Raw genomic sequence first — 12,241 nt, 5'->3', positions numbered from 1 at the left:
CCTTCGGGCTTGGGCGAGTGACTTTTCTTTGCGTGGCCAAAGAAAAGTCACCAAAAGAAAGGCCACCCCCACTTGTTCGCCCTCCTGCGTCGGGTTCCCTCGGTTCAGGCAAAAGGTCTGGCGGAACGACGCAGACGGTACATCCCTGTACCGCCTGCGTCTGCGCCGTCGTCCATGACGGCGCTCCTGACCTTGTGCCCTCACCTCGGCGAACAACAGGGGGGCAACACCCAACCCGCAGCACCGAAGCCAGTTAATTGACCATGACCTTGTGTTTACGGGGTCAGGGTCGGGAGGGCTGTTCTCTCAGAGCCAACCCCTCGCCCACCCCATGGCGAGACCAGATTGTCGCACCTATGCAACAGACCTCATCAAGATGGTTGCATAGGTGAAAAAATCATGGCGGATATAACGGCAAGCAGTGCCCATCCCTATCGGGAAACGGTTTTATATTGAAGGCCCGATAGTGAATGCTTTTAAGTGATGATGATATTATTTCTCGAACGTCCGATTACGCTTCGCTAATCGAACCTACAGCCTGAACCATATATTAATTTTAAGAGACTAATCTTTCGGGATTTATATGAGCAATAAACTAATTGAAAACCTGAAGTCATTTAACCGTAAAGAGCGCTTTTACTTGGTCGGTCAAATGCTAGGGAACCCCGAGTTTCGCATGGATGACAAACAGCTTGATAAAATATCAGCGCTAATCGGTATAAAAATTCCCAGAGAATATTTTTCTGCAATGGATTATCACCTTGACTGGATTTATACCAGCTTGTTTCTCACCCAAGAGCATGATGAAAGACCATTTCCACGCAACTTCATCGATAATAATAAAAAGATAGATTTGCAAATATCAGGCACTCAAGAGGATGTCGACTTTCTTCTTGCCTTTGTTGACCACGAAAACATAACCCATATTGTGATGATTGAGGCTAAAGGTGATAGTTACTTTAGCAATAGTCAGCTAGATAGCAAAAATAAACGATTTAAGGCTATTTTTGGTGACGAAACCACATGGCCAAATGTAAGACCTCACTTCATAATTTGCAGTCCTAAAAAGCCACAAAAGATAAACGTAGAAGAGCCAGCCTACTTTATATTTAAAAACTCTAAATTACCTTGGCTTGAACTTGATATGGGAGAAGGGAAAAATAAGATTACTCGATGTGATGATGAAGGTGAACCATATAATAATGGTGAGTATTGGACTGTTGAAAATCGATGATGGTGTTTCACCGCCCACGTGATCGGCGTCCTGCCTCGCGGCCTGGACAAACGAGCTCACCCCGGCGAACAACAGAGGGCAACAGCCAGCCCGCAGCACCGAGGCCAGTTAACAGGCGTAGGGTGCAACAAGCGCAGCGCATTGCACCGCGGTAACACTCCCCAGCCTATTCGGGGCAAAGATCGGGCGGGTTGTTAGCTCAGAGTCAGTCCCTCGCCCACCCCATGGAGAGAGCAGATTGTCGCACCTATGCAACAAGCGCCATCGACATGGTTGCATAGGTGAAAAAATCATGGCGGGTATAACGGCAAGCGGTGCCCATCCCTATCGGGAAACGGTTTTATATTGAAGGCCCGATAGTAAGTATTTCACCGTAATAACACCCTATTTTTCGAACGTCCGATTACGCTTTGTTAATCGAATATACGGCCCTAAAGCCATAATACATATAGACATTATTGATATAGGATGAACCAGTGAACAATACATTGGCAGACAAAACAGAACTTGGTTTTGAATATCAAGATCTTGTCTTTCTTAAATATTTACTGAATATGAAGCCATCTGAAAAAGTTGGTCTTGAAGTGATTGATGATATACATATTGACTCAGTCTCTAACACACTTGACTTAATTCAAGTAAAACACTCAGTCAATAACAAAAACCTTTCTGAAAAAGATATTGATTTCTGGAAAACATTGTACAACTGGAATGAATTAATTCACGATGACAATCAGTATAAAGATAAAAACATAAAATTCATTATTTTTACAAGTAAAGGTGTCAGTAATCAACCATTAATGTTAGAACTAAAAAAGGAAAATAAGAATACAGACCTTATTCTTAAGGGCATAAATAGGATATGTCATGAAGTAGAACTATCCGAACAAAAGAAAGATCCTACAAAAAGTCCAAACCCAATTTATAAGTACACAAGACCATTATCCTTATTACCTCAAGATGACTTACGATTCATCATCAGTCGACTTTATATTGAAGAAGACAATGACACCATCATGAATGATATTGATAGCGCACTATCCTATTATGCCGTCCCCAAACAAAAAATAAACTCTATACGAGATCACCTTCTAGGCTCAATAAAAACATTCAAGTTTGAAAAAGTGTTGTCAGGACAAAAAGTAGAAATAAGCTATGAAGAATTTCGAACAGGGTATATAAATTTCAATCTCCTTCTACAAGAAATAAGAACTCCAAACATCAATATACAAAGATTTTATAGTTATGAAGTGCCTGAAAACATTTCATTTGTTAAAGGGATTTATGCGTCACAATTAAAAGATATCGATATCACTGAAGAAGATATTAAAAATTACGGAATTTCATATATCCGCTCTTACTGTTTTATTAGAGAACTGATAGATAATGGCGAAATGCTCGAATTTGAAAACAGTGATTTAGATAGCGAGCTAAAAGCAAAATGGAGAAAGATATTTAGAAAAAATCAATACAGCAGTCAATCTGAATTAGAACGTTCACGCTCTATTCTATTCGAATCTATGGATATAGACTCAAATATAAGATCTACAACCTTACCCACTGATATATCCAATGGAAAACTAATTGAGCTATCTGATAAACCAGAAATAGGGTGGCAGGAAAATTGGGAATCAAAATATGGCCATTGACAACATCCTTAAAAATGAATTACTTGGCAGCTTTTTTTAATTGAACTTCTAAAAGCCACGGAAAATAATAAGCTCTCCATATCAAAAGCGGCGCTGTCACTTACGCTCACCTATAACAATAAAACTAGAGAGTTACTGAAAAGAAAGAGAAATATTAAAAGCCTACAAGATTTCATCCTTTCTAACCCGAATGCTTTCTATGACTTCACTCTTATATATCGAGATGAAATAACAAGAGCTGTCAATACAATAATAATGTGCCACGAATTAGAGTGCATTAATATTAAATCTGGTTTTCTCTATCTATATAAACCATTAAAAATAAGAAAAACAAACAATGGCCATCTATATAAAGAGTATATGACCAGCGCACTTAATATTTCTCAATTTATTTATCAAGATGAAAGTGAATTATATCAACTCCTAGGTGTTATTTAATATGAGCAACATTCAACTCGAAAATATAATTCTCTGGCAACGTGATGGTTCAATACGAAACTTAGAATTTAAGAAAAATAAAGTAAACGTCATAACAGGCGATCCTGGGAAAGGGAAGTCATCAATTCTTTTTATTGTAGACTATTGTTTACTGTCATCCTCTTCGAAAGGAATATCCAAAACAAACATTGACTCCAATGTATATTGGTACGGTATTAGGATAAATATTCTTGGCACTACAGTAACTATTGCCAGAGGGGCTATTGGAACCTCTGGTGAAAACAGCATATATTATAATGACCATGGGAAAATTCCGTCACAACCGATTGAAAATATTAAAATGGCTAACCTCAAGGGACTACTAAACAGGTTATTTGGCATTGATCCTAATCTAACAATTCCATATGGAGGAAGAAATATCAAGGCAGGCCAAAGAGTCTCATTTAGAAATTTTTTATCATTTTGCTATCAGGATCAAAATACCGTCACTTCGCCTAGTTATTTATTTATAAAGCCAGAAGATGAACGCTTTCAAGAAACCATTCAAAGAGTCTATCGGATGGGCTTAGGTGTTGAGGATGCGAAAACATCAGTGGCTAAAAGCACTCTCGCTCAGCTGAGGAAAAAAGAAAGTGAAATAGAACAAAAGAAAGCATCTTATGAGAAGAATCAATTTATATTTTCTGATGAAATAAAAACCCTTGCTTATGAGGCTGAGCACCTAGGATTACTAAGCACACAGGATAAAGATGTACCATCCCTCTTTCATGAGCTTTCAGAAATAACTACAAAAGCAGTTTTAAATGGTAATGATGAGACCTCCTTTATCGATTTAAAGTCTCAATTATATCTTTTAAAGTCAAAACAAAAGAAATACATTTCATTTTTAGAAAAAACCAATTTAAATAATAGAGAGAAAATCGAGGATGCATTACTTCCTACAGCCAACATCGTTAAACATAATATCTTTGACTCAAATATTGCTACAGCAGTAGTTGAGGAGTTACACTCGCAGCTCTTAAAGATAAGAAATGATATTAATAAAAATAATGTAGCTCCCTTTATCATTGAGCTTCAAGCAGAAATAGAACAAAACAACAAACTCATAGAGGAAATTGAGGATAAGATATTAGCTATATCTCCTATTAAAATTAGAAATGCAAAAGACTTTTATCTCTTCATTGGTCGCTTAGAAGAACGATTGAAACGTCTAGGCAAACAAGAACATAATGATTTCGAAAACCAACTAAAAACGATTAAAAAGAAGATAAAAGATGTCCAGTCTTCGATAAAGACAGATGTTAAGTATCAAGTTTCAGAAAAGAAACTAAACGAGTTCATAAATCAACATCTATCAAAAATGAAGCTAAAGGGATACGAAGGATTTACAGCTTTCTATAATGAAAAAGAGCGGGTTATTAATTTATTTAATGAGCTAGATAACAATTTTGAATTCATGCCTGACATTGGAAGCGCTTCAAATTACATGTATATTCACCTTGCTTTTTTCATGGCTTACCATCACGTTGCAAGATTGAATAATACAAAATGGCTACCATCTTTTCTTATAATAGATCAACCAAGCTCACCATACCTGTCAAGCAATGACAAACATGCTGTTGATACAATTAGTTTAAATGCTGCATTACAAGAGCTTAATGATTTCGTAAGCGAAATGAATCAATTAGGTGGTTTTCAAATCATCCTTCTTGAACACATTAAAGAAGAGGATTGGAAATCCTTACAGCTTGAAAACTTCACTTTGGTAGATAAAGAGTTTAGGGGCGACCATGGATTAATAATCTGAGTCGACTGCCTTATTCAAAAAACCGCAGCCTTGAGCTGCGGTTTTTATTTCTATTCCCCAAACACTTTTTCACTCAGGCTAAAAAACTATTTCCCCAACCCCTTGCACTGCTCTCCCCCGGCGGCGGGATAGGCGGTGAGCGTCTCATAGAGGGCGGCGCGCAGGCTGCCGGATTGGCAGAAGTCGCAGCTGCCGCCAGCGTCGATGTCGGTGATGCGGGCGCCTTGCGGCCCGTCCAGTACCAGATAGGTGCTGACAAAACGGTAGGTGCCGCTGGGGGCGTCGAGCGGGGTGCCCGGCTCGCCAAAGGTGAAGCGCACCTTGACCTCGCTGCGATCCCGGCTGCCGGCGATGGCGCGTGACGAGAGTATCTCAGAGCCCAGCAGGTGATCCCAGGCATTGGGCAGGAAGGGGTTGCCCTCGACGAAGGGGGGCTTCTCGTCCGGGGCTTCGCGGGCGGCTATTTCGCGCGCCTTGGAGGCGGCATTGAGCAGGCAGAGCAGCTCGGGGGAGACGATGTTGGGCAACGCACCGCCCAGGTCTGCCTGATAGAGGCCGCTCGGTTTGACCTCGCGCTCCCAGTCGAGAAACTGGGCCACCTTGGCGCGTACTTGGGCCTGCATATCGGGGGCAGTGGCGGCCACAGACAGCCCGGACGCCAGCAGAGGCAGGGCCAGAAACGGCATCCAGTTCAACTTCATGACGTCATCTCCTTGTTATTCTTGAAAAACAGAACCACCATCGGGCCGGTTTATGCCGTATATTGGCCCTCTCCCTACCACAAAGGAACTGCCTCTTGAGACCCTATCCCGCCCTGTTGCTCTTGCTGGCAACCACTGCCGTTCAGGCCGAACAGGATTGTACTGCGCCGGTGACACAAACCGACATGAACATCTGTGCGTTTCAGGATTACCAGCGAGCCGATGCCAAGCTCAATGCCGCCTATAAAAAGCGGGTTGCCTCCCTGGAGAAGGCACAGCTGGAGAGGCTGAGAACCGCGCAACGGGCCTGGATCACCTTTCGCGATGCCCAGTGCAGCTACGAGGCCGGCGTCTATGAAGGGGGATCAATGGCGCCCATGGTCCACAGCAGTTGTCTCACCCAGTTGACCGAGGCGCGCACCAAAGACCTGAACACACTGCCGGACCAGCCATGATCAGAGGCGCCAACCAGGTCAGGTAGGAACTGGGGACAAGTAACAGACGGCTTGCAGGCACTCCGGTGAGTAATGATGCGAGCCCCCTCACCCTTGCCCTCTCCCCAAGGGGCGAGGGGATCAGACCGCAGGATGCCGAGGCTTCGGCAGGCCACAAACAAAAACCGCAGCCCAAGGGCTGCGGTTTTTTATTGGCTCAACCTGTTGGCCTAGGCGCCAACAAGGCCAACCTGCCTTAGGCACGGCGCCAGCTGGTCTTGCCGGCGCTGTCTTCCAGCACGATACCCATCTCGGTGAGACGGGCTCTAGCGGCATCGGCAGCGGCCCAGTTCTTGTCGGCGCGGGCCTGATTGCGCTCGGCGATCAGGCGTTCGATCTCGGCAACCTCTTCGTCCGCCTCGTCACCCTTCAAGAAAGCATCCGGATCCTGTTGCAGGATGCCGAGCACGGCACCCAGCTCCCGCAGACGGGCACCGAGGCCGGCGGCGACAGCGATGTCTTCGGCTTTCTGGCGGTTGATCTCGCGCACCAGGTCGAACAGGGCGGAGTAGGCTTCCGGGGTGTTGAAGTCGTCGTCCATCGCCTCCTTGAAGCGAGCCACCTGCTCGTCACCACCGGCGGCGGCCGCCGCCGGCAGATCGCGCAGGGCGGTGTACATGCGCTCCAGGGCGGCGCGGGCCTGCTTGAGGTTGTCTTCCGAGTAGTTGAGCTGGCTGCGGTAGTGACCGGACATCAGGAAGTAACGGACGGTTTCGGCGTCATAGTGGGCCAGCACATCGCGGATGGTGAAGAAGTTGCCAAGGGATTTGGACATCTTCTCTTTATCCACCATCACCATGCCGCTGTGCATCCAGGTGTTGACGTAGTCGCCGCCGTGGGCGCAGCAGGACTGGGCAATCTCGTTCTCGTGGTGGGGGAACTGCAGATCCGAGCCGCCGCCGTGGATGTCGAAGTGGTTGCCAAGGTGCTTGGAGTTCATGGCGGAGCACTCGATGTGCCAGCCAGGACGGCCCGGGCCCCAGGGGCTGTCCCAAGTCGGCTCACCGGGCTTGGACATCTTCCACAGCACGAAGTCGAGCGGATTGCGCTTGGCATCCACCACGTCGACCCGGGCGCCGGCCTGCAGCTGCTCCAGATCCTGGCCCGAGAGCTTGCCGTAGTCGGCGTAGGACTCGACGATGAACATCACATCGCCGTTGTCCGCCACGTAGGCGTGCCCTTTTTCCAGCAGGGTTTCAACCAGAGCGATGATCTCGCCGATGTGCTGGGTGGCGCGGGGTTCGATGTCCGGACGCACCATACCGAGGGCGTCGAAATCCTGGTGCATGTCGCCGATGAGGCGCTCGGTGAGATCGTCACAGGTCACGTGCGTTTCGGCGGCGCGCTTGATGATCTTGTCGTCCACGTCGGTGACGTTGCGCACATAGGTGAGGTCGTATCCTGCATAACGCAGGTAGCGAGCGACGACGTCGAAGGCGACGAAGGTACGGCCATGGCCGATATGACAGTGATCATAGATAGTGACGCCACACACATACATGCCCACCTTGCCCGGGTGGATAGGTTTGAATTCTTCTTTTTGACGAGTGAGTGTGTTGTATATCTTCAGCATCTTATGACCACTGCCTGTGAGTAAAATGGCCTGCCATTCTAACCGCATCCGGTATAGAAAACGAGGCAGAAAAAGCCCCCTCTCCCCCCTGCCATCTATGCCGCAGGGCCTTGATGGGCTAGAATTGCCACCACTTTATGCCATACACCTGCGGACACCTTGCTGCCCGCGTCAAAATGAAAGGACAACTCATGGTTACTCTGCACACCAACCACGGCGACATCACCCTGACCCTGAACGCGGAAAAAGCCCCGGAGACCGTGGCCAACTTCCTGCAATACTGCCGTGACGGTCACTACGACAACACCATCTTCCACCGCGTCATCGACGGCTTCATGATCCAGGGCGGCGGCTATGCCCCGGGCTTCGAAGAGAAAGAGACCCGCGCTCCCATCAAGAACGAGGCAGCCAACGGTCTGTCCAACAAGATCGGCACCATCGCCATGGCTCGCACCATGGAGCCGCACTCCGCCAGCGCCCAGTTCTTCATCAACGTGAACAACAACGACTTCCTGGACTTCAAGTCCGCCACCACCCAGGGCTTCGGCTACTGCGTGTTCGGTGAAGTGACCGCCGGCATGGACGTGGTCAACAAGATCAAGGGTGTGAAGACCGGCAACTACGGCCGCATGCACCAGGACGTGCCGACCGAAGACGTCGTGATCACCAAGGTGACCCTTGCCGAGTAATCCCTGCCGGCCAGGCTCTGATACCACTGCGGCCCCGGCCGCAGTTTTTCCATCTGCCGCCCCCAACTGGCGCCGCCTCGACTATCTGGCCCAGGGCAACGAACGTCAGCGCTCGGCCCACGCCCTGCTGAGCGGCGGCCTGTGGGATGAGCTTGGCCCCCTGTGCAACGATCTGGCCCTGGTGAGCACGATCGCCATCGGGCTGGATAGGCCCGGCAGCGATCTCGACATCCTCTGCCAGCATCCGGATCCGGCCTTCCTTGCCGCGACGCTGGCAGCACAAGGCTGGCAGGTGCGAAGCAAGGGCGAACAGGTCTGGATCGCCGAGCAGCGACGCCACGGGCCAGATGGCCAGTGCTGGCCAGTCGAGCTCTACCTCACCCCTGATCCTCTCGAGGCGTGTCATGGCTGGCGCCACCTCAGCCTGATGGCCGCCCTGCTTGAGCGCTTTGGCGCCCCCTTCCACCGGGAAGTGCTGCGCCTGCGTTTTGATGAAGGGCTCAAGGGGGAAGCGGCCATGTGCCGCCTGCTGGGCCTGTCCGGCGACCCTTACGAGGCGTTGCTGACCCTGGAGGGCGTCAACCTTGCGGGGCTCTGCTGCCCTTCCCTCCCCCACCCGCTCGACGAGCAAGGTCACAGGCCTTGTCCGCACCCAGGCGGGACTCTCTTACCATGATGCCCAGGAACTCATGAGCACCCTCTTTATCAGTGACATTCACCTCAGCCAAGGCAGGCCCGACATGACGGCGGCCCTGGTGCGCTTTCTGGCCGAAGACGCGCCCGGGGCCGACGCCCTCTATGTGCTGGGGGATCTGTTCGAATTCTGGATTGGGGACGACGACCCCAACCCGCTCCACCGCAAGGTGGCCGATGCTTTTCTCGCCCTGAGCCAGCAAGGGGTGCCCCTCTATTTCATTCACGGCAACCGCGACTTCCTCTTGGGGCGTCAGTTTGCCAAACGGGCCGGCATGACCCTGCTCGGCGACCCCTGCGTCATCGAGCTGTACGGCGAGCGGGTGCTGCTGAGCCACGGGGATCTGCTCTGCACCCGGGACGAGGGCTACCAGAAGTTTCGCCGCATCACACAACTCAAATGGCTACGCTGGCTCTTCCTGCGCCTGCCGCTCTCGCGCCGCCAGGCCATCGCCCACAAGATGCGCGGCCAGAGCCAGATGGAGAATGCCCACAAGAGCCAGATCATCATGGACGTGACTCCGGAGGCGGTGGACGACATGCTGCGCCAGCACGGCTGCCGCCTGATGATCCACGGCCACACCCACAGGCCCGCCATCCACGACTTCACCCTGGATGGGCGTGCGGCGCGGCGCATCGTGCTGGGAGACTGGTTCGAGCAGGGGTCGGTGCTGGTGTGCTCCCCCGCCGGGCAGCGCCTCGACACCCGCGCGCTCGGCTGAAGTCCTCTGCCTGCCATGGTCATGAGCGAGTCTCATATGACCGTTTCTGACTCACGACGTGCTGCGGCGGGATACAAGCAGGATCCCTGCATATACTCTGGTTCTCTGCACACAACGAGGAGATGACCATGGGATTTCTTACTTGGGTGGTACTGGGGCTGATCGTCGGCATCCTGGCCAAATGGATCATGCCGGGCAAGGATGGCGGCGGTTTCTTCATGACGGTGATCCTGGGGGTGGTCGGCGCCATGGTGGGGGGCTATGTCAGCACCCTGCTTGGGATGGGAACGGTCACCGGCTTCAACCTACCGAGCATCATCATCGCCACCGTTGGCGCCCTGATCGTGCTGTTTGTCTACAACAAGCTGCGCAGTTGAGGCGCAGCCACCCATCGATGCGAGGGCGCCACTGGCGCCCTCGCTGTTTTCTGCCCCGCTGGCTCCAGCTTGTCTCGACTACCCGATCTCATCCACTCGTTTCGTCCGTTCGATGCCGCGCTTGCATCATTTCTAGTTGAGGCGTCTAATAAGCCCCATGCAAGCCAATGACCCCCTGCCCCGCCGCCCTCGCGGCCGCCCTGCCCAGCACGGGCACACCTATGCCGACACCCGGGATCTGTTGATCCGCCGGGGCATGGAGCTGCTGACCGAACAGGGCATCGCCGCCACCTCCATCGAGCGGGTGTTGCAGTCGACCGGGATCCCCAAGGGCTCCTTCTATCACTACTTCGCCACCAAGCACGACTTCACTCTGGCGGTCATGGATGCCTATCACCACTACTTCTGCCGCAAGCTGACGCGCTATCTGGAGGATGAGAGCCTGCCCCCCCTGGCCCGTCTTGTTGCCTTCGTCGACAGCGCCTGCCGGGGCATGACCCGGTTTGCGTTCCAGCGGGGCTGCCTCGTGGGCAACCTGGGTCAGGAGGTGGTGCAGCTCTCCCCCGAGCTGCGCCTGCGCCTCGAGCAGATCCTCCTCGACTGGGAGGCGCTGCTTGCCCGCTGCCTGAGGGACGCGGTGACGGCGGGGGAGCTGCCCCCTGATTGTGACTGCCCTGCCCTCGCCCATCAGTTCTGGATCGGCTGGGAAGGGGCCGTGCTGCGCGCACGCCTGGTGGGCGATACCGAGCCAATGCTCTCTTTTCTCAATTTTTTCATGAAGTTAGCAAAGTGATTTTTTACGAAGATTAATAGTCAGTCAGTCCAATTAATGGGAGTAGACAAGATGTTCAACGGTATTCTGATCGAGAAAGACGAGGCGGGTTATCGCGCCAGCTACCAGAGCCTCTCCGAGGAGATATTGCCTGCCGGGGATGTGACCGTGGCGGTAGAGTGGTCTTCCCTCAACTACAAGGATGGCCTGGCCCTCACCGGCGCCTCCCCTGTGGTACGCCGCTTCCCTCTGATCCCCGGTATCGACTTTGCCGGTACCGTGCTGGAGAGCCAGCATCCCGACTGGCACCCCGGCGACAAGGTGGTGCTCAACGGATGGGGCGTGGGCGAGACCCACAGCGGCGGGCTGGCGGAGCGGGCACGGGTCCGGGGCGACTGGCTGGTTGCCCTGCCTGAGCGTTTCCAGCCCCGGGACGCCATGGCCATCGGCACCGCAGGGTACACCGCCATGCTCTGCGTGATGGCGTTGGAGAAGCACGGCATCACCCCCGGTGACGGTGACATTCTGGTGACGGGCGCCAACGGTGGTGTGGGCAGCGTGGCGATCACCCTCCTGGCCAAGCTGGGCTATCGGGTCGTGGCCGCCACCGGGCGGCTGCACGAGGCCGACTATCTGACGTCCCTCGGCGCCGCCGAGGTGATCGATCGCGCCGAACTGGCCACGCCGGGACGCCCGCTGGGCAAGGAACGCTGGGCCGGCGTCATCGACACCGTCGGCAGCCACACCCTGGCCAATGCCTGCGCCACTACCCGCTACGGCGGCGCCGTGGCCGCCTGCGGTCTCGCGGGAGGGATGGACTTCCCCTCCACCGTCATGCCCTTCATCCTGCGCGGCGTCACCCTTTATGGCATCGACAGCGTGATGGCACCGCGCCCGCTGCGCCAGCAGGCCTGGGCCCGACTGGCCGAGGATCTCGACCTGACTCGCCTCAACCTCCTCACCCGGGAAGTGCCCCTCTCCCAGGTCGTGACCCTGGGGAATGCCTTCTTGGCAGGCCAGGTGCGCGGCCGGATCCTGGTCAATGCCCAGGGGTGATGACTGACGCGATATGAGCCGGCTCGCCTGACCAGG

The 12,241-nt window shown here is 52.2% G+C and carries 13 protein-coding genes; 11 read left to right on the top strand and 2 right to left on the bottom strand.

Annotated features, from left to right (window positions below; genetic code table 11):
• The first annotated feature begins 583 nt into the window (after positions 1-583).
• From AB5Y68_RS11560 to AB5Y68_RS11545, 4 genes are all read left to right on the top strand, one after another.
• Complete coding sequence (locus AB5Y68_RS11560) at positions 584-1,234, top strand: hypothetical protein (protein WP_039041203.1); 651 nt, start codon at positions 584-586, stop codon at positions 1,232-1,234.
• 476 nt (positions 1,235-1,710) lie between these two features.
• The gene (locus AB5Y68_RS11555) at positions 1,711-2,883 is read left to right on the top strand and encodes an ABC-three component system protein (RefSeq protein ID WP_368207164.1); all 1,173 of its coding nucleotides are present in this window, start codon (positions 1,711-1,713) and stop codon (positions 2,881-2,883) included.
• A gap of 18 nt (positions 2,884-2,901) precedes the next feature.
• Positions 2,902-3,321, top strand: a complete 420-nt coding sequence (locus AB5Y68_RS11550) for a three component ABC system middle component (protein ID WP_368207173.1) — start codon at positions 2,902-2,904, stop codon at positions 3,319-3,321.
• A gap of 1 nt (position 3,322) precedes the next feature.
• On the top strand, positions 3,323-5,128 hold the full coding sequence (locus AB5Y68_RS11545) for a DUF3732 domain-containing protein (RefSeq protein ID WP_039041202.1): 1,806 nt from the start codon (positions 3,323-3,325) through the stop codon (positions 5,126-5,128).
• Positions 5,129-5,214: 86 nt separating this feature from the next.
• On the opposite strand, the gene AB5Y68_RS11540 is transcribed toward AB5Y68_RS11545, so the two are convergent.
• Positions 5,215-5,829, bottom strand: a complete 615-nt coding sequence (locus tag AB5Y68_RS11540; protein ID WP_039041201.1) for a hypothetical protein — start codon at positions 5,827-5,829, stop codon at positions 5,215-5,217.
• 95 nt (positions 5,830-5,924) lie between these two features.
• Between AB5Y68_RS11540 and AB5Y68_RS11535 the strand changes: the two genes are divergently transcribed.
• The gene (locus tag AB5Y68_RS11535) at positions 5,925-6,284 is read left to right on the top strand and encodes a lysozyme inhibitor LprI family protein (protein WP_039041200.1); all 360 of its coding nucleotides are present in this window, start codon (positions 5,925-5,927) and stop codon (positions 6,282-6,284) included.
• A 235-nt stretch (positions 6,285-6,519) separates the two neighbouring features.
• Here the strand turns inward: AB5Y68_RS11535 and cysS are convergent, their stop codons facing one another.
• Positions 6,520-7,896 carry a cysteine--tRNA ligase gene (gene cysS, locus AB5Y68_RS11530; protein ID WP_039041199.1) on the bottom strand — a complete coding sequence of 459 codons (1,377 nt, stop codon included), beginning with the start codon at positions 7,894-7,896 and terminating at the stop codon, positions 6,520-6,522.
• Between the two features lie 191 nt (positions 7,897-8,087).
• On the opposite strand from cysS, the gene AB5Y68_RS11525 reads away from it, so the two are divergent.
• The 6 genes from AB5Y68_RS11525 to AB5Y68_RS11500 all read left to right on the top strand — a co-directional run bounded on the left by AB5Y68_RS11525 (position 8,088) and on the right by AB5Y68_RS11500 (position 12,205).
• Complete coding sequence (locus tag AB5Y68_RS11525; protein WP_039041198.1) at positions 8,088-8,585, top strand: peptidylprolyl isomerase; 498 nt, start codon at positions 8,088-8,090, stop codon at positions 8,583-8,585.
• Positions 8,575-9,261 carry a DUF4269 domain-containing protein gene (locus AB5Y68_RS11520; RefSeq protein WP_080770103.1) on the top strand — a complete coding sequence of 229 codons (687 nt, stop codon included), beginning with the start codon at positions 8,575-8,577 and terminating at the stop codon, positions 9,259-9,261. The genes AB5Y68_RS11525 and AB5Y68_RS11520 overlap by 11 nt, the downstream gene beginning before the upstream one ends.
• Positions 9,262-9,274: 13 nt before the next feature.
• On the top strand, positions 9,275-10,000 hold the full coding sequence (lpxH, locus tag AB5Y68_RS11515) for a UDP-2,3-diacylglucosamine diphosphatase (RefSeq protein ID WP_039041197.1): 726 nt from the start codon (positions 9,275-9,277) through the stop codon (positions 9,998-10,000).
• Positions 10,001-10,128: 128 nt separating this feature from the next.
• Positions 10,129-10,377, top strand: coding sequence for a GlsB/YeaQ/YmgE family stress response membrane protein (locus tag AB5Y68_RS11510; protein WP_010675223.1), 249 nt, complete (start codon positions 10,129-10,131; stop codon positions 10,375-10,377).
• A 157-nt stretch (positions 10,378-10,534) separates the two neighbouring features.
• Complete coding sequence (locus AB5Y68_RS11505) at positions 10,535-11,170, top strand: TetR/AcrR family transcriptional regulator (RefSeq protein ID WP_039041196.1); 636 nt, start codon at positions 10,535-10,537, stop codon at positions 11,168-11,170.
• Positions 11,171-11,221: 51 nt separating this feature from the next.
• On the top strand, positions 11,222-12,205 hold the full coding sequence (locus AB5Y68_RS11500; protein ID WP_039041195.1) for an MDR family oxidoreductase: 984 nt from the start codon (positions 11,222-11,224) through the stop codon (positions 12,203-12,205).
• Positions 12,206-12,241: the final 36 nt, after the last annotated feature.

It is taken from the genome of Aeromonas sp. R6-1 (assembly GCF_040908165.1).
Classification (GTDB): domain Bacteria; phylum Pseudomonadota; class Gammaproteobacteria; order Enterobacterales; family Aeromonadaceae; genus Aeromonas; species Aeromonas caviae.
The sequence above is the reverse complement of the archived record's forward strand: the minus strand, read 5'-3'. Positions and strand labels throughout refer to the sequence as shown.

Coding starts and splice junctions, on each gene's coding strand:
- AB5Y68_RS11560 (WP_039041203.1), top strand. CDS start 584: ATGAGCAATAAACTAATTGAAAACCTGAAGTCATTTAACCGTAAAGAG.
- AB5Y68_RS11525 (WP_039041198.1), top strand. CDS start 8,088: ATGGTTACTCTGCACACCAACCACGGCGACATCACCCTGACCCTGAAC.
- AB5Y68_RS11510 (WP_010675223.1), top strand. CDS start 10,129: ATGGGATTTCTTACTTGGGTGGTACTGGGGCTGATCGTCGGCATCCTG.
- cysS (WP_039041199.1), bottom strand. CDS start 7,896: ATGCTGAAGATATACAACACACTCACTCGTCAAAAAGAAGAATTCAAA.
- AB5Y68_RS11545 (WP_039041202.1), top strand. CDS start 3,323: ATGAGCAACATTCAACTCGAAAATATAATTCTCTGGCAACGTGATGGT.
- AB5Y68_RS11505 (WP_039041196.1), top strand. CDS start 10,535: ATGCAAGCCAATGACCCCCTGCCCCGCCGCCCTCGCGGCCGCCCTGCC.
- AB5Y68_RS11500 (WP_039041195.1), top strand. CDS start 11,222: ATGTTCAACGGTATTCTGATCGAGAAAGACGAGGCGGGTTATCGCGCC.
- AB5Y68_RS11540 (WP_039041201.1), bottom strand. CDS start 5,829: ATGAAGTTGAACTGGATGCCGTTTCTGGCCCTGCCTCTGCTGGCGTCC.
- lpxH (WP_039041197.1), top strand. CDS start 9,275: ATGAGCACCCTCTTTATCAGTGACATTCACCTCAGCCAAGGCAGGCCC.